Origin of the sequence: Citrobacter sp. L55 (genome assembly GCF_002850715.1) — a bacterium.
Classification (GTDB): Bacteria; Pseudomonadota; Gammaproteobacteria; order Enterobacterales; family Enterobacteriaceae; genus Citrobacter; species Citrobacter braakii.
Genome location: NZ_KZ559409.1, coordinates 77916 through 103897, shown reverse-complemented (window position 1 = coordinate 103897; position 25982 = coordinate 77916). Strand labels below are relative to the sequence as shown.

Here is a 25982-nt window from a genome sequence, read left to right as displayed (position 1 = left end):
TTACAAGGTTTTCAACCTGAAAACAAAATAACGCAAGGTAATTAAGTTTTCAAGATGAAAGCAAAATATTAATCAAGCATGTCTTCCTGATACAGGATTTACGACGCGCCAGGCCACATCTCGCATAACATTTCGTGCCGCCTGGCTCACTCCTGCCAGCTGGAAAAATCCGTGGATAACGCCAAGATAGCGTTGGCAGGTACACTCCACGCCCTGCTCCTGGAACCGTTGATACAGGGCTTCGCCCTCATCGCGCAGTGGGTCGAATTCGGCTGTAATGATGTGCGTGGGCGGCAGACCGTTGAAGTCTTCACGCCAGACAGGGCTGGCTTCGGGATGCCGCAGGTCGGTTTGCGGCAAATACATCTCGTAACCCGAAAGCAACGTGTCACGTGTGATAATGTAATCCTGCCCATTTCGGTCGTAGCTCTCAAACTTGGCGGTCGCGTCCAGCATCGGGTAAATCAGCATTAGCTGCGCAGGTTGCCATTGATTGGCAGCTTTCAGGCGCAGTGCAGTGATCAGCGCCAGATGCCCGCCCGCACTGTCGCCAGCAAGCGTAATCCTGCCGCGGTCGACACCCAGTTTCTGGGCATACTTCCAGATAATATTGGCTCCCGTTTCAGCGTCGTTATGTGCAGCCGGGAAAGTATGCTCTGGTGCAAGGCGATACTGCACCGCAATGACTCGACAGCCGCTGTACCAGGCGAGCTGCCTTAGCTGGTTATCATGCGTCGCGAATCCGCCACTGACAAAGCAGCCGCCGTGATAATAGATAACGCAGGGTAGATTTCCCGTGGCGCCCCGCGGCGAAACAACGCGAAATGTCATTTCATCGAGTTCAATATCTTCAACCTGTACGCGGGTTTCAGTTTCTCCTGCCAGTACCGTGCTGACAATGTAGCCTGCTCTCCGGTCATCAATATTTTGCTCGCGCGAAGAAGGGCGTCCCGCCGCGATAAATGCCTCAACCAACTGTGCAATCCCGATTTCCAGTGCCATTTATTATTTTCCTTATCTGTATGGATATACAGTTTTATAACCTGGATAACCGCGAATGAGAATGGGAAAAGTGGTGGGGTGTACGATTCTGGAAAGCGGCTCGCAAAAGTAAAAATCGTTCGCGTGAAGGCTATTTTCTCGCTTTTCTCGGGTGTATGTTGTGTGGGAATTAATCGCCAATGATATACTGGAGGTATATGTGAGTATGATGGCTGGGATGGATATGGGCAGAATTTTACTCGATTTATCAGACGAAGTGATCAAACGTCTTGATGATCTCAAGGTGCAGCGTAATCTGCCGCGGGCCGAGCTTTTGCGGGAGGCTGTTGAACAGTATCTTGAGAGGCAGGATCAAGCTGAAACGACAATTTCACGTGCTCTTGGGCTATGGCAAGGTTGTGAGGAAGATGGCGTTGATTATCAGCGTAAACTCCGTGAGGAATGGTAATGGTCACAGGATCTGCGCTTTTTGATACCAACATCCTCATCGACCTGTTTAGCGGGCGAAGTGAAGCAAAACTAGCGATAGAAACATGGCCGCCGCAGAACGCAATCAGCCTCATTACATGGATGGAGTTGATGGTGGGCGCAAAAAAATATCATCAGGAATCTCGCACACGCGTTGCGCTAGGCGCTTTTAATGTGATCGGTGTTTCACAGGATATTGCTGAACGAAGCGTGAGTATCAGGCAGGAATATGGGATGAAATTGCCGGATGCCATCATTTTGGCCACTGCGCAGATTCATCGTCTTACACTGGTTACGCGTAATACCAAGGATTTTGCAGGCATATCCGGCGTGGTCACACCGTATACGTTATAACCCGGGCGACCTGCGCCGCCCGGTAGTGCGAAGAACTTACTCCCCTTCACCCGGGAACAGGAACGGGTTGATGGAGCTGCGGGCAAAGCCCTCTTGCTCCATGTGTGCGTCCAGCATCAGTGAAGCGAGATCGTCGGCTACGGCCTCGACTTTCGGGTCTTTTTCCTGATAGAGAATCTTCAGGTAAGTCCCGCAATCGCCGCAGCTTTCAGCTTTAATTGCCGCCTGTTCGTTATCCAGCGACCAGTAGTTCAAATCACGGCTCTGCTCACAGTTGCTGCACTTCACGCGCACCACGTGCCACTCGGTTTCGCACAGGTTGCAGTGCAAATAGCGCAGCCCCTGAGTGGTACCGATTTGCACCATGCTGGAGACCGGCATTGAACCACACACCGGGCAGTACTGACGCTGTTCGCCGTATTCCGCACGGGCTTTGCCGGGGATCAGGCTCGCCATCTGCGCCCAGTAGAGCGACAGGGCAGCCCAAATGAACGGTGCTTTGTCGCTGCTGACGGAGGCGAAATCGGAGGCAAACAGCGCGCTGGCCATCAGTTCCAGCTCCTGCTCCGAGGCTTTTTCCAGATTCTCGATCACGGCCAGCGCAGGGCCGCTCATTTCCGGCTTCAGCTCAGCAATTAGCGATTGCAGCAGTTTTTGCCAGTGCTTGTCGCGTGGCAGAACGTGGATATCCAGTGGCGGTTTGCCCTGATCGTTCGCTTCTTTGATGCGAGCGGTCAGATCCATCTGCAGCGGATGGTCGTACAACACCACTTCCTGCGCGTGAGCGATCAGCGCGGCAAAACGCAGGTAATCACCCAGCGGGTTGTTCTCGGCCAGCTCGCGCAGACGTTCAGCGCGGCGGTTATACAAATTTTTGAGTCTGGGGAATAATAACGGCGGAATCATATCCGCCGTGCGTTTCTCGCTCTTCTCCAGCTCATCTTGCGGGATTATGCGAATACTCATTCAGATGACTTTTCCTGTTTCTGGCGGACTTCACGGTACCAGCGCGGGTGATGTTTCTTCGCCCATGAGCTGGTAACCCATCCTTCCACCATCGCGGTAATGGTGCCTTTCACCCAAAGGGCGGCGTAAATGTGCACCATGATAACCACAATTAACGCTACTGCGGCAAATGAATGCAGCATTAACGCGAATCGGATCACCGGGATTGAGAAAGCAGGCGCAAAATACGGACGCCAGATGACCACTCCGCTCACCAGCAACAGGACCAGGAAGATAATCGCCGCCCAGAATACGCATTTCTGGCCGAAGTTATAACGTCCCGTGTCACCTACTTCCTCGTTGACGACAATCTTACGAATATTCTTCGCCCAAAAGATATCATCCCGATTGATTAGATTGTGGTGCCAGTAACGGAAAAACATGATGATAAACGAGGCAAACATGATCACGCCGACAAACGGGTGCACAATTCGCGCCAGTTGCGGCGTGCCCATGATGTGCATCAGCCAGTTAAAAGACGGGAAGAGAAAACCCATCCCGCTCACTGCCGCCAGAATGAAACAGAAGGCGGTGATCCAGTGGTTGATGCGTTCCGGCGCTGTGTAGCGCACGATGGTGTCACGTCGTTTCATTTGCGCACCTCGTCTTTTTCTTCATGCAGATTGTCTTCTTCCTCTTCCGCACGGTTCGGGCCTACGCCGACGTAGTGGAAGATACTGGCCGCAAATGTCGCTGCAAAGCCGACGGCTGCGAGAGGTTTCCAGATGCCTTTCCAGAACTTCACGGTGGCGCTGATTTCCGGGTTCTCCGGCAGACCGTGGTACAGATTCGGCTTGTCCGCATGGTGCAATACGTACATCACGTGCGTACCGCCAACGCCTGCCGGATCGTACAGACCTGCGTTTTCGTAACCACGCGTTTTCAGCTCCGCCACGCGCTCACCGGCCAGCGTTTTCATCGACTCTTTAGTGCCGAAATGAATAGCGCCGGTTGGACACGTTTTCACGCAGGCTGGTTCTTGTCCGACCACTACACGGTCAACGCACAGCGTACATTTGTAAACGCGGTTGTCTTCCGGGTTGAGGCGCGGCACGTCGAACGGGCAGCCCGCGATACAGTAGCCACAGCCGATGCACTGCTCGGACTGGAAGTCGACGATACCGTTGGCATACTGAATGATTGCTCCTTCGGCCGGACACGCCTTCAGGCAGCCCGGATCGGCGCAGTGCATACAGCCATCCTTGCGGATTAGCCACTCCAGTTTGTCGTTTTGTTCCACTTCCGAGAAGCGCATTACCGTCCAGGATTTAGCGGTCAAATCAGCCGGGTTGTCGTACACCCCAACGTTGTTGCCCACTTCATCACGGATGTCGTTCCATTCTGAACACGCCACCTGACACGCTTTACAGCCGATACAGGTGGTGACGTCGATAAGCTTCGCCACCTCTTCCTGATGGTCCCGCGCCTGAGGCGCGGGGGTGAAACCGTTAGTGGCGGAACGACGAATGATGTCTTGCGATTGATAAGCCATAGGTCGTCTCCGTTACACCTTTTCCACGTTCACGAGGAAGGACTTAAATTCCGGCGTCTGCGTGTTCGCATCACCGACGAATGGCGTTAACGTGTTAGCGATAAAGCCTTTTTTCGCCACACCTTCGTAGCCCCAGTGAATCGGAATACCGATAGTGTCGATATCCTGACCGTTGGCCTTCAACGTGCGAATACGTTTGGTCACCACCGCTTTGGCTTTAATGTAGCCACGGTTAGAGGAGACTTTGACGGTATCGCCATGAGAGATACCGAGCTTATTCGCCAGCTTCTCGCCAATTTCCACAAACTGCTCCGGCTGGGCGATAGCGTTAAGCAGCGCATGCTTAGTCCAGTAGTGGAAGTGCTCGGTCAGACGGTAGGTCGTACCGACGTACGGGAACTTATCCGCTTTACCCAGTGCTTCCGCGTCACCTTTAAAGATACGTGCGGCAGGGTTAGAGATAACGTTCGGGTGCAGCGGGTTAGTCCCCAGCGGCGTTTCAAACGGCTCGTAGTGTTCCGGGAACGGACCTTCTGCCATCTTATCGATAGCAAACAGGCGTCCCATCCCTTCCGGCTGCATGATGAACGGCCCAACGTTGCTGCCCGGCGCGGCGGCACTGTAGTCTGGAATATCCATCCCGCTCCATTTCGCCCCGTCCCATTTCAGGATCTGACGTTTTGGATCCCACGGATTCCCCTGCGGGTCAGCGGAGGCGCGGTTATACAGAATGCGGCGGTTGAGCGGCCACGCCCATGCCCAGCCCAGCGTATTGCCAAGGCCTGACGGATCGGCGTTATCGCGACGTGCCATTTGGTTGCCTTCCGGCGTCCAGCTACCGGCAAAAATCCAGCAGCCGCTGGAGGTGGTACCGTCGTCACGCAGTTGGGCGAACGAGCTAAGCTGTTGGCCTTTCTTGACGATAACGGCACCGGTGGCCGGGTCGATAATGTCGGCCAGGGCTTTTCCGTTGCTCTCCATCGCCACTTCTTCCGAAGCCGGTTCGTGTGGGGTGGAGTAGTTCCAGGTCATGCTCAGTACCTGTTCCGGGTTCGCGCCACCCTGCTCGGCATACATCTTGCGCAGACGCAGGAAGATACCGGCGAGGATTTCACCATCGGTAACGGCAATCCCCGGGGCATCCGCACCTTTCCAGTGCCACTGCAGCCAGCGACCGGAGTTGACGATAGAACCGTTCTCTTCGGCGAAGCAGGTGGACGGCAGACGGAAGACTTCGGTCTGGATTTTCGACGGGTCAACATCGTTCGACTCACCGTGGTTCTGCCAGAAGGTGGAGGTTCTGTGTTGAGCGGGTCGATGGTGACCAGGAACTTCAGTTTGGACAGTGAAGCCACAACCTTGTTTTTATTCGGGAATGATGCGACCGGGTTAAAGCCCTGGCAGATATAGCCATTCACTTTGCCCTGGTTCATCATCTCGAAGTACTGCAGGACGTCGTACCCTTTATCCCACTTCGGCAGCCAGTCGAAGCCCCAGCTGTTTTCCGCTGTCGCTTTATCGCCAAAGAAGGCTTTCATCATCGAAACGAAGAATTTCGGGTAGTTGCCCCAGTAGTTCACCTGGCCTTCCAGCAACGGTTTTGGCGTGTTGGCGGCAAGGTAAGTTTGCAGGTCAGTTTGCTTCTCGCTTGGCAGCGTCATATAGCCCGGCAGGCTTTGTGACAGCAGACCTAAGTCGGTCAGACCCTGAATGTTTGAGTGTCCGCGCAAGGCGTTAACGCCGCCGCCAGCCATCCCCATATTGCCAAGCAGCAACTGGATCATCGCCATGGTACGGATGTTCTGCGCACCAACGGAGTGTTGCGTCCAGCCCAGTGCGTACAGGAACGACGCGGTTTTATCTGGGCGGCTTGTTTCTGCGATGTACTCACAGACCTTCAGGAAGTCGGCCTTTGGCGTACCGCAGATATTTTCTACGACGTCCGGCGTGTAGCGGGAGACGTGCTGTTTCAGCAGGTTCCATACGCAGCGCGGGTGTTGCAGGGTGACATCGCGTTTGGCGAAGCCTTTTTCATCCAGTTCGTAGTTCCAACTGGTTTTGTCATACTTGCGTTTGTCCGCGTCGTAGCCGGTAAACAGGCCATCTTCGAAACCGTAATCCTCACGCACGATCAGGCTTGCGTTGGTATAGGCTTCAGTGTATTCGCGGTTGAATTTTTCGTTGTTCAGCAGGTACAGCAAAACGCCTGACAGGAAAGCAATGTCAGTACCGGAACGAATCGGAGCATAGAAATCAGCCACTGCCGCGGTTCGCGTAAAGCGCGGATCGATAACAATCAGCTTCGCGCCGTTGTGAATTTTGGCTTCCATCGCCCAGCGGAACCCGACCGGGTGAGCTTCAGCGGCGTTACCGCCCATCACCACAACGAGGTTGGCGTTTTTAATGTCGACCCAGTGGTTGGTCATCGCACCGCGACCAAATGTTGGAGCAAGACTTGCTACCGTTGGTCCGTGTCAGACGCGTGCCTGGTTGTCGACCGCGAGCATACCAAGCGCGCGGGAGAATTTTTGTGTTAAATAGCCGGTTTCGTTACTGGAAGCGGAAGCACACAGCATCCCGGTGGAAAGCCAGCGGTTAACGGTTACGCCTTCGGCGTTTTGTGCAACGTAGTTAGCGTCGCGGTCTTCTTTCATCAGCTTAGCGATGCGGTCAAATGCCTCATCCCAGCTAATCTGTTGCCACTTATCAGAGCCAGGTGCGCGGTATTCCGGGAATTTCAGGCGGCTTTCAGAGTGGATGAAGTCCACAAGTCCTGCCCCTTTCGGGCACAGTGCGCCACGGTTAACCGGGTGATCCGGGTCCCCTTCGATATGGAAGATGGATGCTTTGGCGTTTTTTGCTCCGTCACCGAGACTGTACATTAACAGTCCACAGCCAACGGAACAGTAAGTGCAGGTGTTACGGGTTTCGCGGGTGCGCAGCAATTTATATTGCCGTGTTTCCGCTAGCGCTACGCCGGGTGCAAAGCCCAGTGCCGCTGCCGTGGTGCCTGCCATACCGCCAGCGCAGATCTTAAAGAACTGCCTTCTGCTGACCTGCATGGTTCGCTCCTTGTTTCGACATTGTCACGTTCCCTTCGTTTTCCTATAACGCGAACGCGAGGGAAGTGGTTGTTATTTTTCTTTGCGGACGGGACCGCAAAGGTCCAGAATTGGGTGAATTTCCCTCCGTCCAAGAGGGGTTTGTAAAGAATACCACAATGTTGGTATGCGTGTTCCAATACGGTTAAAAGAAAGTGAATAAGATTATTCAAGAAAACATCAAGAATGTGACATCTCCGACAGGATCTCGTCAGTTGACCCTCTGGAAGCGCGAGGACTTGCAACATCCTCAGCCAGATGAGGTAGCTGAAGAAGTGCCTGTGGCGCTGGTATACAACGGGATTTCACACGTGGTGATGATGGCATCACCGAAAGATCTTGAGCACTTCGCGATGGGTTTTTCACTTTCTGAAGGCATTATTGAGTCCTCGCAAGATATTTACGGGATGGACGTGGTGCCTTCCTGCAACGGATTAGAAGTGCAGGTTGAGCTGTCCAGCCGGCGCTTTATGGGGCTGAAAGAGCGTCGTCGCGCGCTGGCCGGTCGGACTGGCTGCGGTGTTTGTGGCGTGGAGCAACTTAATGATATTGGCAAACCGGTCCAGCCGCTGCCGTTTACCCAGACATTCAATCTGGCGCATCTCGATAACGCCTTAAGGCATCTCCCTGATTTCCAGCCTGTTGGGCAACTGACAGGCTGCACGCACGCGGCTGCCTGGATACAGCCGTCAGGTCATCTGGCGGGTGGGCATGAAGATGTTGGACGTCATGTTGCGCTGGATAAACTGCTGGGACGACGTGCGATCGAAGGGGAAACCTGGCAGCAGGGCGCGGTATTAGTCTCCAGCCGCGCCAGCTACGAGATGGTGCAGAAGTCGGCAATGTGCGGCGTGGAAATCCTGTTTGCTGTTTCTGCGGCGACAACGCTCGCTGTGGAAGTTGCCGAACGCTGTAACCTGACGCTGGTGGGTTTTTGCAAACCGGGCCGGGCGACGATTTATACACATCCCGAGCGTCTGATAACTGAGTAACCAGTATTCAATTAATTTGAATAAGACTGGCAAATCCTTCCGCTTTTAGTTGTGCGATGAGATGGCTATTATTTATCACATCAAGGCACGGTGCCTTAATCAAACAACTAAGTTAAAGGGTTTATATCATGAAAAGCATCAAAACTTTTGTCGCAGTTATCGCTCTGGCTACTTCTTTCGGTTCTTTCGCTGCTCAGACAGTTACCGCAACCGGTTCTACACTGGAAAGCGCTGAAGCAAAAATTGCCGCTCAGGCTGAACGTGCAGGTGCCAGCGATTATAAAATCACTCAGGCATACACCGGCAACCGCGTGCACATGACCGCTGAACTGCTGAAATAAAATACCTCAGTACTGTCGAAAGAGCGCCCTTGAGGCGCTTTTTTCATTTCCGGTATTCACTGCCTGAGCAATCCGATAAACGCGTTATAGTCTTTCAATCCCGCAATAGTTTCTGCCGGATGGCTGCTCAGCACGCTGGATAAATAACTGAAGATTTTTAGCTCATGCCGCGCCTCGGCGGCGGCACAGGCGATCAGGACATGGCTGACCGGTTCGTTATTCACCAGAATAGGGTGTGCGAGGGTAATAAAGAAACCACGAAAGCGGCGCTCCTGTTCGCTCCAGCAATGAGGAATCGCCAGGCGATTCACGATCAGGTTTTCACCTTCATGCTCCCGGGCGCAAATGCGCAGCGCTTCGTCCTCGGTGATATGGCTCTGTGCCACAAGCTGGCCGCAGATCCGGCCGATGATACTCTGCCAGCTTTCGGCCTTCATATTGGCGTAATGGAAGCTGCCCGGCTGTAAAAAGAAACGTTCGGGCTGCTGGCGGATAAAGGCCGTTGCGAGGAAGTGTTTAATCTGCTCGGTACCTGCAGCGGTGATGATGTTCTTGATAGTTAAGGTATTTTTTATAGATTCATCAAGTAAATAGTGACTATTGTTGATGATTAACAGTGGGGTGATTTCTTCACTGATGGCGCTGACTTCACTCGTATTTCGCGCAATGATCACCCGACAATTCAGAACATCTCGCTCAATGGCCTGTTGGTTGATGGTGGCGATAGCATTCTGGTCGGATAACAAAATGACCGGCTGGCGCTCGTTTTGATGGCGCTCCAGGGCGCAGGCGAAGTAAAGCCCTATGAGGTCGCTATCGAACAGTGGGATATCCAGTTTTTCACGCAACAGGGCAATAAAACGCAGACTCAAATCGAAGGCGGCAGGCCAGGTCGACTTCAGGTTGTGCATACTGCTCTGGCGATGTTCTGGTACCCAAACCGGGGCAGAGACGCATCTCAGCAGGTGGCCGGTAATATTATCAACCAGTTGGGTATCGATAACGTTCAACGCAACGATGCCGGGAACGCTTTTTAACAACAAGGTCACCGCATCGGCAGAAATTGTCATTGCCTGCTGTTGTCTGATTTCCAGAAGGCCGATCAGTGTTCTGAAGGCGTTCTCGCCCAGGTAGACTCTTCCTTGTTCCACCGCATTTTTCAGTGAAACATACCGACACTCCGGCCATGATCCGGAGAGCTGGTTACGCAGGGCATAGACGGCCAGCACCAGACTTGCCAGGTACTCTCCCGAGATGAGCGGGAATTCATTAAGTTTTTCACATGCTGCATTGAGCCTGTCGATGTTGTCTCGGGTAATACCCGGCAGTGGAATTAAGAGGGGATCTTTTTTAAGCAGATTCGCCAACAGGATAATGCGCTTTTCTTCCGGTTCATCAATGAAATGACCGACGCCCGGGCGGCTGGCAAGACAAAAGGCGCGCTCATAGCGCTGCTTCAACCGTGGGAGACGATCGGCCACCCAGGTTTCAGGTAAATTGAGCGCCGAAGCCAGCTGTACACGCGGTGTAAAGGTATTGAGCAGAAGAAAGGCCAGCAACCGGTCATCATTATCATGGCGTTGCAGAAGCTGAAAATAACCGCGTCTGTCGACAATTTCCAACTGATAGCCCGCACTGCCGCCGGGCTGAATGCGGGCCTTACCGCTGAGGGTAAAATTGAGGTAGTCAATATCGCGCAGGATGGTTCTGCCTGAAACGCCAGTTTGCCGCGCCAGGTCGCCCAGCAAACACGGCTGCTGTTCAAGAAGATCCACCAATTTTAACTGGCGTTCCGAAAGCATTAACTCTCCCGGCGAAAGTCAGTAAGCGCGCGGACCTTTTCGGTCGACAGCGAGGTGAGCAGTTCCCGCACCAGCCTAAACAGCGCGTCGTAATCCGATGCAGAAATCATGCCGCTGTTGGCGTGGAGATAGCGCGTCGGCAGGCATAGCGCCGCCACCGGACGACCGCCGCCCATAACGTTATAGCGTCCACCGTCCGTCGCCCCGGTTTTCATGGTGCAAAACTGCAATGACGCACCGCTGTTTTCTGCACACGCTTTTAATGTGGCAACCAACTGCTGATTAGGGAAATAGCGCTTATCGAACAGCATCAGCCCTGGGCCCTCGCCAAGCTTGAGTGGGTATTTAATGCTGTCGATTCCGGGCACATCGCCCGCAACCGCAGTATCCAGCACGATCACCACATCGGGCTTGATATGCTCCGCTGAGGTTTGCGCCCCGCGTAGACCCACTTCTTCTTCCACGCTGCCCACGCCGTACAGGGTAATTTCAGGGTTATCCACGGTTTGTAAAAGCTCGGCCATCAGGGCGCAGCCGACGCGATTATCCAGCGCTTTGCCGACGATCTTATCTTCGCCCCAGCGAGCGAAATTGGCTTCCGGGCTAACGAAGTCACCGATCGCAATTCCGCGGTTTTCTACTTCTTCGCGGCTGTTGGCACCAATATCGATGAACATTTCGTCAAATGTCAGAGGTTGCTGTTTCTGCTTTTCCGTTAAGGCGTGCGGTGCCACGGAGCCGATTATGCCAGGGATTTTGACGCCCTTGCGGGTGCGGATGGCGACCCGGTGGTTCAGCATCGACTGGCTCCACCAACCGCCAATGGTGGTGAAGCGCAAAAAGCCGCTTTCGTCGATATGCGTGACCATAAAGCCCACTTCATCCATGTGACTGACGATGGCAACCTTCGGCCCACGGTTGCCCTTGCGTGCGACAAAGCTGCCGAGGCCGTCAAAAGTGATTTCATCGACGCTGGAATCCAGCGCATTAATGAGAAGAGTGCGAACTTCCTGCTCATCACCGCTGACGGCGCTGGCTTCGCATAACTGCTGAAGTAACTCAATGTTCATGGGCAAGCTCCTGCTGTGCGGCTTTACGTTTCAGCCACAATCCTTTCAGGATGATAATTAACGAAATGTTCAGCGCCAGACCGATAGCCAGCACCAGGTAAAATGCCCCCACCGGAGACATCAGGCCAATCAGCGGATCAAAGATACCTAAACCCGGCGCGAGACGTTTGATTCCAAAGGCGATGACCAGCATGCCGGTAATACCACCGGAGAGTGTATTGGCGGTAATCATCGGCAGCGGCGCGGCCAGCGCATAGGGGATTGCCGGTTCGGTGGCGACGGTGGCACCCACCACAATCGCACTGCTGGCGGCGGCCTTCTCCTGCTGGGTAAACAGTTTCGGCGCTAAATAGGTAGCGATACCTGCCGCGACGGGCGGCATCAGCGCCACCACGCCGACGATGGCGTACCAGTCATAGATATGTTTTTCCAGCAGTGAGAAGCAGAAGAACCAGGCCGTTTTATTGATTGGCCCGCCCATATCAAATGCCAGCATTGCGCCAACGAGGAAGGCTGCGCCCATTTTCATTGATGGTGGAATGGTGTTCAGGAAGTGCAGCAGCCCCCCCATGATGTCGGACATCACCGGGCCGATGACGTAATAAGTCAGTACGCCAAACACCAGCAAAGTGACAAACGGGATCAGCATGGAGCCGAGCAGCGGCTGCAACGCTTTGCCGAGCCGAACCTTGCGAAACCAAAGCACAAAGTAGCCAATTGCCAGCCCGAGTACGACCGCGCCGAGAAACCCCGCGCCGGACTGGGTGCCGAGTAGGCCTTTATCGTTCGCCAGGTAACACACCAGAAACGCCGGGGCAAAAGCGGGCTTATCGGCAATCGACCACGCGATGTATGCCCCCATAATGGGGATCATAAAGGTGAAACCCAGATAGCCGATGGATTCAACAACCCAGGTGAACGACGGCGCACCTTTCGACATATCGGCATAGGGCAAACCGAACTGCACCAGCATATTAGCGATGGCGACCAGAATACCGCCGCCAATAACAAACGGCAGCGCGGCGGAAACGCCAGCCATCAGGTGGCTCATCACGCTACCGTGCTGGACCTCCTGTTTTCCCAGCTTCACGCTGCTATCAGTGGCAAAAAGTTGTGAGTGAGTCGGTAACTGCGTAAAAATCAGGTCGATATTTTTCAGCGCCTGGGAAATGGCTATTTCATAGACTTTTTTCCCGGCGAAACGCGCCCGGTCTTCACCGCTCAGGCCGCGACCTGTAGCCAGAATAACGTAATCGGCAGCGGCAATTTCTTCACTGGTCAGTCGGTTTTCGACGCCGCTTGAGCCCTGGGTTTCGACTTTAATCGTATGGCCGAGCGAGCGCGCTTTTTGCTCCAGCGCTTCTGCCACCATATAAGTGTGGGCGATACCCGCCGGACAGTTGGTAATCGCCACTAAACGCAAGGATGACTCCATAGCCGCTTCCTTATGAGGTTAAGGTCTGATTGAGCAGGGCGAGCACCTGGTTGGTGTCGCCTTGCTTCAGTTGGTTGATGAAATCTTGATGGATAATTTTGCGGCACAGGGTGCCGATAATTTTGACCTGATCGTCCTCGCCCGTTTGTGGCACGCCGAGGCAGATCCAGCAGTTAACGTCCTCGCCGTCGCTGGCTTTCCAGTCCACTTTTTCTGATTTGCGCGCGAACAAGACGAAGGGGCGTGTGATACAGACGCTTTTACCGTGTGGGACGGCAATGCCCGAACCAAAGCCGGTGGAATGCAGCTTTTCGCGTATCAGCAGCGTTTGCAGGAAGGCGCTGCGGTCAGAGACGTAGCCATTTTGAAGCGCCATATTCGCCAGTTGCTTGAGGATGGCATAAACGCTATTCCCCTGAATATTCAGGTCAATGCAGTTAGCTGTAAGGGCTGTCATGATGGGACTCCGTTAAAAACTGTTTGATTTGATTTTAACGGTGAGATGGTGAAGAGATGAGCAGCAATATGTCAGCGGGAAGTGACAATTTGAGGCAGAGTTAGCGCCTGGTTTTGTGGGGTAAAACACATAACGCTACAGGTGATTACCCTGATGAATATTTCGCCAGGGTAATTATATTCTTAGTGTATACCCACCATTCGTAACAGCGCGGTTACCACCGCAGCGGCAACGATCACCACGATCAGCGGCATCTTACGCCAGGCGAGAAATACCGCAAAAGCCACGCCGAGTACGCGCGCCATTCCGGCAAAGTGTTCGCCCTCGTAAAAGGTGGTCGCCAGCGCAACGGAGAACAGTAATACCGTTGCGGCGTCGGAAAGCAGCGCCTGCGAGCGTTCTGAGAACGCTAAACGGCTTCCAAGCTTGGCTCCCCCTAAACGCATTAAATACGTTCCCAGAGATAACATGGCGATACCGACGATAAACAGCGTCATGTTGCCCATTATTTTTTCCTCGTCAGTAAGCCAAAGAGTGAGAGCAAAACCGGTAAACCGACCGGCGCAAAGGGAATGGCGGCAAGCGACAACGTGGCGCCGCTACAGGCACGAATCAGCGTAGTGCGGTTTTTGAATGCCGGGACGACCAGAGCCAGCAGAATGGCAGGGAAGACGGCATCCAGACCGATGGTTTCCGGGGCAGGGAGCAGTTTGCCGACGCCTGCGCCGATCAGGGTGCCAACAGGCCAGAAAATTGCGACGCCCAGACCGCACAGCCAGTAGGCGGCTTTACGTTGCTCAGGCGTTTTTTGCGACAGGCCAAAGACTACGCTTTCGTCGTTCATAATATGACAGCCGAGGAAACTGGCAGCTCGGGTGCCTACCAGATCGCGCACGGTGACGCCGAACGGCACGTGACGGGCGTTAACCAGTAAACCCGCAGCCGCAGCCGCCAGTGGATTACCACCGCTGGCGATAATGCCGATAAACATAAACTCGGACGCGCCCGCCAGCACAGTAATAGAGAGTACAAACGGTACCCACAGCGGGAAGCCGTAGGCCATCGCCAGCGAGCCGTATGACATGCCGACTACACCGACGGCCAGACAGACTAAAAATATTGCTTTTATCGTGTCGCCTTTGAGACTGGAAAAATAATGTTTCATACCGTTTTAGCCATATCGAACGAGTTTCCATTATAATGAACGCGACCAATTGGCTTTACAAGTCGAACAATTCGTTCGATATAAAAAACATGGAGTCGTGAATGACCCAGCCCATCAGTATGATCGCGAAAAGTCTGGTGCGTGAACGTCAGCGCACTGGTTTGTCGCTGGCGGAGATTGCCCGTCGCGCGGGGATTGCAAAATCGACACTCTCGCAATTGGAAGCGGGCAATGGGAATCCTAGCCTGGAAACGCTCTGGTCGCTGTGTGTGGCGTTAGATATTCCCTTTGCGCGCTTGCTGGAACCGCAGGAGCAAAAAACGCAGGTGATTCGCCGCGGCGAAGGGACAAAAGTCGTGGCTGAGCAGGCCCACTATCAGGCCATTTTACTGGCCGCCTGCCCACCAGGCGCGCGGCGGGATATCTATCTGCTGCTGACGCAGCCGGGCGCGGATCGTATTTCACAACCGCATCCACCGGGATCGGTTGAACATATTATCGTAACGCAGGGTAAGGCGATGGTGGGATTGACGGAAGCGCCGGAGGAGTTAGGTGAGGGCGATTATATTTGTTACCCTGCCGATCAAGCGCATATCTTTAAAGCACTGGAGCCTGACACTCAGGCGATTCTGGTTTCTGAGCAGAGTTAATTGAACGCTTATTAAATAAAGGCGCGGCGATTGTCGTTCGCGCCTTTATTATTTTTAATTATATTTTATTGTTATTCATATAAAATTGTTTTTATTATTTTTCGTTAATTTCAGCACTATTGTTATATCCCTCACATTCTTAATTATATCTACGTTACACATAATAAAATCAGTATGATAATAAATATTAGCCTGCACTGGTGCCACGTTTTAATGTTCTGAATTTATTTCAGTCATCGGTATCGTATTACCTATAAAAATATTTTTTGGATTTGCATGTTGCGCGTCTTCCGGTCGGAAGACGTTGGACGATCTTTATTTCAAGGAAAGCAAATAATGAAGAAATCGACATTAGCTTTAGCAATAGGTCTATTATTAGTGGCAAATAATGGCTTTGCTAAAACGCAAAAAATGACTCTGGAACAGCGGCTCGAACAACTGGAGGCTCGGCTGGAAGCTGCGGAAAACCGCGCGGCAAAAGCGGAAAATCAGGTGCAGCAATTGCAGGTACAGCAGGCTGCGGAGATCCAGGAAATTAAAGTTGCTCAGGGAAATACGCCAGTCAACGGCACTACGCCCGCACAAGAGACCAAAAAGAACGCCACTACCCCTAATCTGGTGCTCTCCGGCTATGGCGATCTGAAAATCTACGGCGACGTGGAATTCAACATGGATGCGGAAAGCAACAAAGGCGTGCTGGCGGCAACCAATTCGAATGTGGGCGACCCAACCAATGAACGCTGGGATCTGAACGGACGTATCCTGCTGGGCTTTGACGGTATGCGTAAGCTGGATAACGGCTATTTCGCCGGTTTTTCAGCGCAACCGCTGGCTGACATGACGGGTTCGGTCAATCTTGATGACGCCGCTTTCTTCTTCGGTCAGGAAAATGACTGGAAAGTAAAAGTCGGTCGTTTCGAAGCTTACGATATGTTCCCGCTGAATCAGGATACCTTTGTTGAGCATTCAGGGCATACCGCCAACGATTTGTATGATGACGGTAGCGGCTATATCTACATGATGAAAGAAGGTCGTGGCCGTTCAGATTCCGGCGGCAGCTTCCTGATGAGCAAACAGCTCGATAACTGGTATTTCGAGTTAAATACCCTGCTGGAAGATGGTACCTCGCTTTATCAGGATAGCCGCTATCATGGTCGTGAAATGTCGCAGGAGAAAAACGTGGCTTATCTGCGCCCGGTCGTCGCCTGGACACCGGTGGATGCGCTGACGATTTCTGCGGCCATGGAATCGAACGTTATCAATAACGCCTATGGATATACCGATGCTCAGGGCAACTTTGTCGATCAGTCCGATCGTAACGGTTACGGTATGACGATGACCTGGAACGGTCTGAAAGCCGATCCGGAAAATGGCCTGGTGTTTAACCTGAATACCGCTTATCTCGATGCGGATAACGAAAAAGACTTTACGGCGGCGGCCAACGTTCTGTGGAAGCGCTTTGAACTGGGCTATATCTATGCTCATAACAAGATCGACGAATTTAACGGTCTGATCGATCACGATGATAATGACTGGTTCTACAATGAGGGCACTTACGATATTCATACCATTCATGCGTCTTATTTAATTCCGAACGTGATGGATATGCAGAACTTTAATATTTATCTCGGCGCTTATTATTCGATGATTAACAGCGATAACAGCAATCCGGAGAATTATACCGACGACGACGACCGTTACGGCGCGCGTCTCCGTTTCAAATACTTCTTCTGATTTTCCGTTCTCAGGCGCCTGGATTCAGGCGCTTTTTTCTTAGAGCCTGGTCATCAGGTTTTTATTTCCCCACCCAGTTATTTTTGATTTTGAACTTGTCGGCGCGGTTGTAGCTACACGAGTAGTTAAATGCCGTCCCATCTTCCAGTTTGGTGACGCCGGAGACTTTCAGCATTGGCAAGCCTGAGCAGGTGCCGGGTCGTGGGGAAATGGCGTGGATGACAAAACGAACGCAATGCTGCTAACGGGAGAAAAAAGTTTCCTCCCCCGTCAGGGGAGGAAACAGAGCGGTTAAGGCAGATAAAACACTTCTTTTAGCTCAGCGCTGACTGGACTGTTGTCCGGGTTTGCCGGCATGACATCACGCATATGCTTCCACCAACGCTGGCAAACATCGGTGCTGGCAACGGCGTTCCAGCGCTCTTCTGACTCAATCTCGACGGTGGCGAACAGCAGGTTGCGTTCCTGATCGAGATAAATCGCGTAGTGATGGGCACCGTGCTCTTTCAGCACCGCTTCCAGTTCTGGCCAGATGGGATTGTGCCGACGTTGATACTCAACGTGCGCGTCGGCATTCACCTGCATCACAAAAGCCTTGCGGATCATAACGCCTCCAGATACAGCTCGCGGACTTCGTCGCGGCTGGCGGTGCGTGGGTTACACGGCGCGCATGGATCGGCCAACGCTTTATCCAGCCAGCCTTCAATATCCTCTTTCGTCACGCCAAGGGAACTAAAACCAGCCGGAATACCTACACGCTTGCTCAGGGCACGAATCGCGGTGATGGCCTCCATGCTTGCCGCTTCGTCGCTCATCCCGCGGGTGTCCACTCCCATCGCCTGCGCCACTCGGGCAAAACGCGCCACGGCGTTAGGGCGGTTAAAGTTTTCGATGATCGGCAGCAGGATAGCATTGCAGACGCCGTGCGGCAGGTTGTGGGTCGCGCCTGGCTGGTGTGCCAGCGCATGCACCAGACCCAGACCAGCACTGTTGAATGCCATACCCGCCAGATACTGACCAAACGCCATTTGTTCGCGGGCTTCGAGGTTATGACCATCGTCGACCGCTTTCGGTAGCCACAGGTTGATCAGGCGAATTGCTTCCAGGGCGTTGGCGTCGGTGAGCGGATGCGCGCCAACGGAAACATAGGCTTCCACCGCGTGAGTCAGGGCGTCCATGCCGGTTGCGGCGGTAACGGAGGCTGGGATTTCCAGCATCACGCTGGCGTCATCCACGGCGATATCCGGGATGATGTTCGGGTCGATGATCACCTCTTTGACCTTGCGGGCAGAGTCGATAATGACCGCGTTGCTGGTCATCTCTGCTGCTGTACCAGCAGTGGTATTGATGGCAACCAGCGGCACGCCCGCATTTTTCACTTTGCCCACGCCGGAGTAAGCGGTAGAAGGGCCAGGGTTGGCGGTCAGGATCTTCACCGCTTTGGCGGTATCGATCGGGCTGCCGCCGCCGAAGGCGATAATATAGTCACATTCTGCCCCCTGATATGCCGTAAAACCTTTCTGTACCAGCTCTTCTGTCGGATTCGGGAACACCTCATCAAACAGGTGGTAAGACATTTGATGTTCATCCAGTGCGACAAAGAGGCTATCCAGCAGGCCCAGCTTCACCAGTTGACCATCGGTGACGATCAGCGCTTTGCCCCATTGTTTATTCGCCACGAGATTCACCATATCGGCAATCGCGCCGGCGCCATGCAGGCTAATTTTTGGCAGTGCCAACATAAAGCTCATCACTATTCTCCTTAAAAAAAATCCCTGGTGCCCGATGGCATTACGCTTATCGGGCCGACGGTGAAACGTGCATCGTCATGTAGGCCGGATAAAGCGAAGCCGCATCCGGCGTTGAGTTGGCAGGTATCAGTACAGCTCTACGGCACTTGCCAGCGGAGTCACGCCAAAGCGTTTAGCCAGTGCTACCAGCTCTTCACGCGTGATGGTCTGCTTCATACCGCCCATCGAATAGATTTTGACTAAAACTTCGGCGGATTTTTCTGCGGTATCTATCAAGCCAAATGCTTCGTCGAGGGAGGGACCGCTGCCGAACACGCCGTGGAACGGCCACAGTACCAGCGAGTGTTTCTGCATTTCCTCGGCGGTTGCCTGGCCGATTTCATCCGTACCCGGCACCATCCACGGCAGAATGCCGACGCCATCCGGGAACACCACCAGACACTCGGTGCTGCCTTCCCACAGTTTGCGGGTAATCAGCGGGGTATTGTTTTCCAGCACGTAGGTCAGGGCGATCAGGTTGGTAGCATGGCAGTGCATGATCACGCGGTCTTTGCCGTTCGTCGCTTTAATACGCTCGCAATGGGAGAGGAAGTGAGCCGGCAACTCAGAGGTTGGCACCGCTTCGTGGGTCAGGCCCCAAAGGATGTGGTAGCCCGCGCCGTCGCTGTCTACTTTCACCACGCCCAAATTTGCCGCGGGATCGAGCTGAACGTTACGGAAAAATTTACCGGAACCGGTGACGATAAACGGCGTGTTCGCCAGCAAAGGCATTGGCTGACTTAGCGCGATATAGCGCGGTTTTTCGTGGAAATCGGCGCTAAATGGCGCAATGTCAGCCTCATCCAGACGCAGCGTCAGGTTGCCGCCGTTACGTTCGTCCCAGCCTTTCAGCCACGCGTCGGAAGTGGCTTTGATCATCCCCTGGACGAACCAGGAATTAGTCATGTTTTGCATATTCGGTGATCCTGTTGATTGCCCGATTATTATCGGGTCTTACGTAGGCCGGATAAGTGAAGATCCATCCGGCAATCGTCTTTCATTCATTGCCGGATAGCGACGTGGGGCGTCTTATCCGGCCTGTAAGCCTGGTGTCACGGTTAGCTACGTTTGCTCAAAATCTCTTTCTCATAGGCGCGCACGCTGTCCAGCCACTGGCTTCCTGCTGGCGTGTCGTGACGCTGGCAATACATCTCCCACACGGCCTGCCACGGCAGCGATTTTTGCTCTTCCAGCAAGGCCAGACGTGCGGTGTAGTCGCCGCTGGCTTCAAGCTGACGCAGTTGTTCGGTCGGTTCTAACAGCGCGCGCAGCAGGGCTTTTTTCATATTGCGGGTGCCGATAACCCACGCGGCGATGCGGTTAATAGAGGCGTCGAAGAAGTCGAGGCCGATGTGTACGCGGTCGAACAGGTTGTGGCGAACGATCTCGCTGGCAATCGCCTGCGTTTCATCATCCAGCAGCACCACGTGATCGCTGTCCCAGCGCACCGGACGGCTGACGTGCAGCAGCAGACGCGGTACGTACAGCATGGCGGCGGAGATTTTGTCGGAAATCACTTCAGTCGGATGGAAGTGACCCGCATCCAGGCACAGCGCGGTCTGACGGCTGGTGGCGTAACCCATATAGAACTCGTTGGAGCCCACGGTGTAGCTTTCGGCGCCGATGCCAAACAGCTTGCTCTCGACGGCGTCGATATGGTGCGCCGGGTCGAGTTTTTCGCTGATCACTTCATCCAGTGCTTCAAGCAGACGTTGGCGCGGTGCTAACCGGTCAACGGTAATGTCTTTCATGCCATCCGGGATCCAGATATTCATCACCGATGGCGTACCCAACTGCTCGCCAAAATACGCTGAGACGCGACGGCTGGCTTTGCAGTGGTCAATCCAAAACTGGCGAATGGTGTCATCGGCGTGGGCCAGCGTGAAGCCGTCGGCGCTCAGCGGGTGAGAGAAGCAGGATGGGTTGAAATCCAGCCCTAACTGGTTTGCTTTCGCCCACTCGACCCAGTTTTTAAAATGTTCAGGTTTGATTTGGTCGCGGGCAACCGGCGTATCGGACTCCAGATAGATCGCGTGCAAATTCAGACGTTTTGGACCCGGGATCAGGCTCAGCGCCTGCTCCAGATCGGCGCGCAGCTCGGTGGCGTTACGCGCTTTGCCCGGATAGTTGCCGGTAGCCTGAATACCGCCTGTGAGCGAGCCTTCCGGATTCTCGAAACCGGCGACATCATCGCCCTGCCAGCAGTGCATGGAGACCGGCAGACGATCGAGCTGGCGTAAGGCCGCCTCGACATCAATGCCTACCGCGGCGAAACGCAGTTTTGCCAGTTCCCAGGCTTGTTCAAGTTGAGTGGTCATGCGCAAAGCTCCTTTGTCTGTCGTAGTGATGGAAACTGCGCCTGGTAGCGGGCAATTTCACTTTCAGGATTTGGAATGAAGGTGGTCAGGTCGTAGTTGGCACGCACCACCTGACGGAAATCATCGACGTTGTTAAGCTCGTCCAGCGTCATCAACTGGATGCCAATATTGCCGAGCGTGGAGGCCTCAATCGGCCCGGACATCACGCGAATACCGCAGGCATCCGCGCACAGCTGGTTCAGTAGGGCGTTCTGGCAGCCGCCGCCAACGATGTGCAGTTGGCTAAATGCTGCACCACGCAGTTGTGCCAGTTCTTGCAGAATGTCAGCGTATAGCAATGCCAGGCTGTCGAAGATACAGCGCGCCAGTTCGGCGTTTTGCTGGGGAACGGGTTGACCCGATTCACGACAGGCCGCCTGAATTTCCGCGCTCATATCGTCGGGGTTGATAAAGCGATCGTCGTTCGGGTTTATCAGGAATTGGCAGGCCGGCAGCGCTTGCGTTTGGGCAATAAGCGTTGGCAGGTCGGTAATCTGGCGCTCTTTTAAAACGCGCTGGAGCAGCCACAGTCCCATGATGTTTTTCAGTACGCGGTAGCGCCCTTCCGCGCCCCCTTCGTTGGTGATGTTCGCCGCCAGCGCCGCATCGTTGGTATACGGCGTTCTGCTCTCAAAGCCCATCAGCGACCAGGTACCGGAAGAGAGATACGCACTATTTTTATCGGCCAGCGGTGAAGCGATGACCGCGCTGGCGGTGTCGTGACTGGCGACGGCCACAACCGGAATTTGGTTTTTCTGCGGGCAAATCCAGTGACCAATGACGTTCCCCGGATGCGTCGGGCGACCAAACCAGGCTTTGTCTGCCCCGGTCCACGCCAGCAGCGTGTCATCCCAGTCGTCGGTGTTGATATTGACTAACTGGGTGGTGGTGGCGTTGGTGTATTCCCAGTTCAATTTGCCGGTCAGGCGAAAGCTGAAGTAGTCGGGGATCAGCAGGGCATGTGCCACCTGCGCAAGCAGTTCTGGCTGCTGTTCAACCAGCGCACGTAGCTGATACAAGGTGTTAAACGGCAGAAACTGAATGCCGCTACGGCGGTAGATTTCACCTTTACCTGGCTGCGCCATCGCCTGTGACATAATGCCGGTCGTGCGGCTGTCACGGTAAGAGACCGGCAGACCAACACGTTGTCCGGCGTTATCGATCAATACGTAATCCACGCCCCAGGTATCAATGCCAATGCTGTCTATCCGAATGCCTTCATCACAGACTTTTTTCAGGCCAAGGCGAATGTCGTTTTCCAGGCTGTCGATGTCCCAGGTGTCAAAACCGTCCGTTTTTTGCAGACAGTTAACGAAGCGGTGGATTTCACGCAGCGTCAGGGTGCGGTGTTTACTGTCGTAACGTGCGAGCATTACGCGCCCACTGGATGCGCCGAGATCGACAGCGACACAATGGCGAAAAGTCATGGCGAGGTCCTTCTGAGTTTTATTGCACTCAGTCTAAGAACCCCGAATAAAGCGTACCTTCTTGACAGTGACAGCCCCAATTAGCGGCTGGCAACATGGCAAAGGTGAACGTGATGTTGTTCACAGTTTCCACTAATAGCGCGGATTTTGGCGGATGTGACGCCTTCCGCATTTCCCGATCTTTCCCGCCATTTCTTGAAGAATTAACCGTGTTTACGCACTTTGGCGTCAAAAAATTAAGGTGAGGGTAGGAACCCTTAATTACTATTCAGCCATATTCGTTAATCAGGGGGAGCCGTCATGACCGTACTGCATTGCGTGGATTTTTTTCCGACAGGTAAAGCGCCTGTGGCTATTGAACCGCGGCTTCCTCAGCCCGCGTTTCCTGAACATCATCATGATTTTCATGAAATTGTGGTGGTCGAACATGGAACGGGGATCCATGTGTTCAACGGACAGCCTTACACCATCAGCGGCGGTACGGTGTGTTTCGTCCGCGATCATGACAGGCATTTATATGAACATACTGACAATCTGTGTCTGACCAATGTGTTGTATCGCTCTCCGGATGCGTTTCAATTTCTGGCCGGGCTGAATCAGCTTTTGCCTCAGGAACAAAATGGGCAGTATCCCTCCCACTGGCGCGTAAACCAGGGCGTACTGCAGCAGGTTCGTCACCTGGTGGGGCAGATGGAGACGCTCGGCGAGGAGATGGATACGCCCACGGCGGCAAATCGCGAGATCCTGTTTATGCAGTTGCTGGTACTGCTGCGTAAAAGCAGCCTGATGGAAGCGGCGACCGATAACGATGCGCGGCTTAACCTTTTGATGGCATGGCTGGAGGATAACTTTGCCGAAGAGGTGTGTTGGGAGGCGCTGGCCGAGAAGTTTTCGCTCTCTTTACGCACTCTGCATCGCCAGCTTAAACAGCAAACAGGATTGACGCCGCAGCGCTACCTTAACCGTCTGCGACTGATTAAAGCCCGACATCTGCTCCGCCACAGTGATGACAGCGTGACTGATATCGCTTATCTCTGCGGTTTCGGTGACAGTAACCACTTTTCGACGCTTTTTCGCCGTGAGTTCGAGTGGTCGCCACGCGATATTCGTCAGGGGCGTGACCTTATAGCGGGAAGCAGCCTTCAGTAACGCGAAAGCTATCAACGTTTTTTACCGTCCGTTTGCTGATAATCATACCCTTTCATGCCGGATAAGCGCAGCGCATCCGGCAAGCGTACAGGTTGAGGTGATGTGATGGCGAATCATCTGGTTCTTTTGAAATCAGACTTTTTTGCGCATGAGCAGCAGGCTGTCGCCGTGGCCGATCGTTATCCGCAGGATGTCTTTGCTGAGCATACCCACGAGTTTTGCGAGCTGGTTCTGGTCTGGCGCGGCAATGGTCTGCATGTCCTTAACGAACGTCCGTACCGGATAACCCGTGGCGATCTGTTTTACATTCGCGCCGAAGATAAACACTCCTACACCTCCGTTAACGACCTTGTGTTGCAAAATATCATCTACTGCCCGGAGCGGTTAACGCTGAATGTTGACTGGCAAGGGGCGATCCCCGGATTTGACGGTACGCCGCGGCAGCCGCACTGGCGACTTGGCAGCGTTGGCATGACCCAGGCCAGACAGGTGATAAGCCAGCTTGAGCATGAAAGTAATCAGCGCGATGCGCAGGCCTTTACCATGGCTGAGCTGCTGTTTGGTCAACTGGTAACTCACCTTAAACGTCATCGTTATGCCACGGATACGCTTCCGGCGACGTCAAGTGAAACGCTGCTGGATAAACTGATCACCGCGTTAGCCGGTAGCCATGAGCATGCGTTCGAACTGGATACGTTTTGCGAGCGTGAACGGTGCAGCGAACGCGTTTTGCGCCAGCAGTTCCGTAGCCAGACCGGGATGACTATCAACCAGTATCAGCGCCAGGTGCGGGTGTGCCATGCACAGTATCTGCTCAAGCATAGTCGGTTGATGATTAGTGAGATTTCCATGCGCTGCGGCTTTGAGGATAGTAACTACTTTTCGGTGGTATTCACGCGCGAAACCGGGATGACGCCGAGCCAGTGGCGTCATCTCAGTACCCAACATGATTAGCTGGCCATTCCCAGACCAACAATGTTTGCCGCGACAATGATCACTACGCAGCCAAGACTTAGCACGCTGACCGGACGGCGACCCGCGTTTTTCCACTCTTTCAATACCAGTCCGACAATTCCGCCGCACAGAACATAGAAGCTCATGTGCAGCATCCAGCTTACATAGTCATACTGTGCCGGAATACGAGCGTGGCCCCAGGCGTAGAAGAAGAATTGCAGATACCACATCAAGCCACCAAGTGCGGAGAGCAGCACGTTGGTGATAATTAGCTGTTTGGCTAACGAGAAGTCAGCTTTTATCGACAAGTTTTTCACTTTTGCCAGACGAATGAAGCAGAAACCCAGGTTGACTAGCGCGCCACCGCCCATGATAACCACATAGCTTGGCAGGGCGACATACAGCGGATCAACGCCCAACGCGGCGGCGGCATCGTGCATTGGTTTAGCAGCGTTCATCGCAAATGACATCCCGGCAGAGAAAATGCCGCACATGACCGCCAGAACCAGCCCTTTTTTCAGATTGAACTCTTCCGCTTTGATGCCCATTTTGCGTTCTTTTAACTGACCCGCACGGGTAACAATGCCCACGCCAATCAGCGCGACCAGCACGCCAAGCAGCGTCATGCGTCCGCCAGAGGTGTTGATCAGTACATCAAAGTTGCCGTTAATAATCGGGGTCATCAGCGTGCCGACAATCAGCGTAATACCAATCGCAATGCCGATGCCCATCGACATACCGAGATAGCGCATGGTCAGGCCATAGTTGATATTACCAATCCCCCACATCGCACCGAACAGAAACACCGGCGCCAGCGTGGAGAGGCTAAAGGAGCTGAAGTAGGCCCAGAAATCGGGAAGTAACATGGCGCTGATGGTCCATGGGAGGATAAGCCAGGAGACGATCCCGCCAACCGACCACATCGTTTCCCATGACCAATGTTTGACTTGCTTGAACGGGGCATAGAAACAGGCGGCACTGGCTGCGCCTATCAAATGCCAAAAGATACCCATCGTAATCGCGTTACTCATGACTTAATCCTCGTTATTTTTTATCGTCGGTAATTACCCCTCCGACCAAACGAGTTTAAAAATTATGCAGGTAGTTAACCTTTTAACGATTGCCGCCATTTGGCGCATGTTGGCAATCATCACGTTAAGTGGGTGATTCGGCTCACATCTTTAGCAATGGACTTGAGTCATCAAAACCTTGTAAAAAGTACGGCATTGATAATCAT

The 25982-nt window shown here is 53.6% G+C and carries 24 protein-coding genes and 1 pseudogene; 8 read left to right on the top strand and 17 right to left on the bottom strand.

The features are described 5' to 3' along the window. Positions 1 to 72: 72 nt before the first annotated feature. Positions 73 to 1002, bottom strand: coding sequence for an alpha/beta hydrolase (locus tag B9P82_RS19760; protein ID WP_101700779.1), 930 nt, complete (start codon positions 1000 to 1002; stop codon positions 73 to 75). Positions 1003 to 1207: 205 nt separating this feature from the next. Here B9P82_RS19760 and B9P82_RS19755 point away from each other — a divergent pair, with 205 nt between their 5' ends. After that, positions 1208 to 1450, top strand: coding sequence for a ribbon-helix-helix domain-containing protein (locus tag B9P82_RS19755; protein WP_016155181.1), 243 nt, complete (start codon positions 1208 to 1210; stop codon positions 1448 to 1450). Continuing rightward, positions 1450 to 1824, top strand: coding sequence for a type II toxin-antitoxin system VapC family toxin (locus B9P82_RS19750; protein WP_101700778.1), 375 nt, complete (start codon positions 1450 to 1452; stop codon positions 1822 to 1824). Before B9P82_RS19755 ends, B9P82_RS19750 begins: the two co-directional genes overlap by 1 nt. Before the next feature lie 36 nt (positions 1825 to 1860). Here the strand turns inward: B9P82_RS19750 and fdhE are convergent, their stop codons facing one another. From fdhE to fdnG, 4 genes and pseudogenes are all read right to left on the bottom strand, one after another. After that, positions 1861 to 2790 carry a formate dehydrogenase accessory protein FdhE gene (gene fdhE / locus B9P82_RS19745; RefSeq protein ID WP_003028685.1) on the bottom strand — a complete coding sequence of 310 codons (930 nt, stop codon included), beginning with the start codon at positions 2788 to 2790 and terminating at the stop codon, positions 1861 to 1863. Beyond that, complete coding sequence (fdoI, locus tag B9P82_RS19740; protein WP_003028686.1) at positions 2787 to 3422, bottom strand: formate dehydrogenase cytochrome b556 subunit; 636 nt, start codon at positions 3420 to 3422, stop codon at positions 2787 to 2789. The genes fdhE and fdoI overlap by 4 nt, the downstream gene beginning before the upstream one ends. Next, the gene (fdoH, locus tag B9P82_RS19735; RefSeq protein ID WP_003028691.1) at positions 3419 to 4321 is read right to left on the bottom strand and encodes a formate dehydrogenase O subunit beta; all 903 of its coding nucleotides are present in this window, start codon (positions 4319 to 4321) and stop codon (positions 3419 to 3421) included. The genes fdoI and fdoH overlap by 4 nt, the downstream gene beginning before the upstream one ends. 12 nt (positions 4322 to 4333) lie before the next feature. Beyond that, positions 4334 to 7383, bottom strand: a pseudogene (gene fdnG, locus B9P82_RS19730) (formate dehydrogenase-N subunit alpha). Between the two features lie 194 nt (positions 7384 to 7577). On the opposite strand from fdnG, the gene fdhD reads away from it, so the two are divergent. Together fdhD and B9P82_RS19710 are read left to right on the top strand one after the other, a co-directional pair. After that, on the top strand, positions 7578 to 8414 hold the full coding sequence (gene fdhD / locus B9P82_RS19715) for a formate dehydrogenase accessory sulfurtransferase FdhD (protein ID WP_072161021.1): 837 nt from the start codon (positions 7578 to 7580) through the stop codon (positions 8412 to 8414). Between the two features lie 128 nt (positions 8415 to 8542). Further along, a complete protein-coding gene (locus B9P82_RS19710; RefSeq protein ID WP_003825262.1) occupies positions 8543 to 8755 on the top strand; it encodes a YdgH/BhsA/McbA family protein in 213 nt (70 codons plus the stop codon). 56 nt (positions 8756 to 8811) lie between these two features. Here the strand turns inward: B9P82_RS19710 and B9P82_RS19705 are convergent, their stop codons facing one another. The 6 genes from B9P82_RS19705 to B9P82_RS19680 form a co-directional block, all read right to left on the bottom strand. Further along, on the bottom strand, positions 8812 to 10557 hold the full coding sequence (locus B9P82_RS19705) for a putative frv operon regulatory protein (RefSeq protein WP_053388918.1): 1746 nt from the start codon (positions 10555 to 10557) through the stop codon (positions 8812 to 8814). Further along, complete coding sequence (locus B9P82_RS19700) at positions 10557 to 11627, bottom strand: aminopeptidase (protein WP_101700777.1); 1071 nt, start codon at positions 11625 to 11627, stop codon at positions 10557 to 10559. Before B9P82_RS19700 ends, B9P82_RS19705 begins: the two co-directional genes overlap by 1 nt. Further along, positions 11617 to 13062, bottom strand: coding sequence for a PTS fructose-like transporter subunit IIBC (locus B9P82_RS19695; protein WP_094169172.1), 1446 nt, complete (start codon positions 13060 to 13062; stop codon positions 11617 to 11619). The genes B9P82_RS19700 and B9P82_RS19695 overlap by 11 nt, the downstream gene beginning before the upstream one ends. A 10-nt stretch (positions 13063 to 13072) precedes the next feature. Continuing rightward, on the bottom strand, positions 13073 to 13519 hold the full coding sequence (locus B9P82_RS19690; protein ID WP_047357774.1) for a PTS fructose transporter subunit IIA: 447 nt from the start codon (positions 13517 to 13519) through the stop codon (positions 13073 to 13075). Positions 13520 to 13701: 182 nt separating this feature from the next. Then, the gene (locus B9P82_RS19685) at positions 13702 to 14025 is read right to left on the bottom strand and encodes an AzlD domain-containing protein (protein WP_016155190.1); all 324 of its coding nucleotides are present in this window, start codon (positions 14023 to 14025) and stop codon (positions 13702 to 13704) included. After that, positions 14025 to 14684: an AzlC family ABC transporter permease gene (locus B9P82_RS19680; RefSeq protein ID WP_016155191.1), complete on the bottom strand. Its 660-nt coding sequence runs from the start codon at positions 14682 to 14684 to the stop codon at positions 14025 to 14027. The genes B9P82_RS19685 and B9P82_RS19680 overlap by 1 nt, the downstream gene beginning before the upstream one ends. Positions 14685 to 14785: 101 nt before the next feature. On the opposite strand from B9P82_RS19680, the gene B9P82_RS19675 reads away from it, so the two are divergent. Together B9P82_RS19675 and B9P82_RS19670 are read left to right on the top strand one after the other, a co-directional pair. Beyond that, positions 14786 to 15334: a helix-turn-helix domain-containing protein gene (locus B9P82_RS19675; RefSeq protein WP_016155192.1), complete on the top strand. Its 549-nt coding sequence runs from the start codon at positions 14786 to 14788 to the stop codon at positions 15332 to 15334. Positions 15335 to 15670: 336 nt separating this feature from the next. After that, positions 15671 to 17068, top strand: coding sequence for a carbohydrate porin (locus tag B9P82_RS19670; protein WP_101700776.1), 1398 nt, complete (start codon positions 15671 to 15673; stop codon positions 17066 to 17068). A 291-nt stretch (positions 17069 to 17359) separates the two neighbouring features. Here the strand turns inward: B9P82_RS19670 and rhaM are convergent, their stop codons facing one another. The 5 genes from rhaM to rhaB form a co-directional block, all read right to left on the bottom strand. Further along, complete coding sequence (gene rhaM, locus B9P82_RS19665; RefSeq protein ID WP_016155195.1) at positions 17360 to 17674, bottom strand: L-rhamnose mutarotase; 315 nt, start codon at positions 17672 to 17674, stop codon at positions 17360 to 17362. Continuing rightward, complete coding sequence (gene fucO, locus B9P82_RS19660; protein WP_053388915.1) at positions 17671 to 18819, bottom strand: lactaldehyde reductase; 1149 nt, start codon at positions 18817 to 18819, stop codon at positions 17671 to 17673. Before fucO ends, rhaM begins: the two co-directional genes overlap by 4 nt. Positions 18820 to 18945: 126 nt before the next feature. Then, a complete protein-coding gene (gene rhaD / locus B9P82_RS19655; RefSeq protein WP_016155197.1) occupies positions 18946 to 19773 on the bottom strand; it encodes a rhamnulose-1-phosphate aldolase in 828 nt (275 codons plus the stop codon). A gap of 143 nt (positions 19774 to 19916) precedes the next feature. Next, positions 19917 to 21176, bottom strand: coding sequence for an L-rhamnose isomerase (rhaA, locus tag B9P82_RS19650; protein ID WP_019077926.1), 1260 nt, complete (start codon positions 21174 to 21176; stop codon positions 19917 to 19919). Next, on the bottom strand, positions 21173 to 22642 hold the full coding sequence (gene rhaB / locus B9P82_RS19645; RefSeq protein ID WP_016155199.1) for a rhamnulokinase: 1470 nt from the start codon (positions 22640 to 22642) through the stop codon (positions 21173 to 21175). Before rhaB ends, rhaA begins: the two co-directional genes overlap by 4 nt. Before the next feature lie 300 nt (positions 22643 to 22942). On the opposite strand from rhaB, the gene rhaS reads away from it, so the two are divergent. Both rhaS and rhaR read left to right on the top strand, forming a co-directional pair. Continuing rightward, a complete protein-coding gene (gene rhaS, locus B9P82_RS19640) occupies positions 22943 to 23791 on the top strand; it encodes an HTH-type transcriptional activator RhaS (protein WP_016157890.1) in 849 nt (282 codons plus the stop codon). Between the two features lie 105 nt (positions 23792 to 23896). Next, the gene (gene rhaR, locus B9P82_RS19635) at positions 23897 to 24745 is read left to right on the top strand and encodes an HTH-type transcriptional activator RhaR (RefSeq protein ID WP_101700775.1); all 849 of its coding nucleotides are present in this window, start codon (positions 23897 to 23899) and stop codon (positions 24743 to 24745) included. Here rhaR and rhaT read toward each other — a convergent pair. Beyond that, complete coding sequence (rhaT, locus tag B9P82_RS19630) at positions 24742 to 25776, bottom strand: L-rhamnose/proton symporter RhaT (RefSeq protein ID WP_046276208.1); 1035 nt, start codon at positions 25774 to 25776, stop codon at positions 24742 to 24744. The genes rhaR and rhaT overlap by 4 nt on opposite strands. Positions 25777 to 25982: the final 206 nt, after the last annotated feature.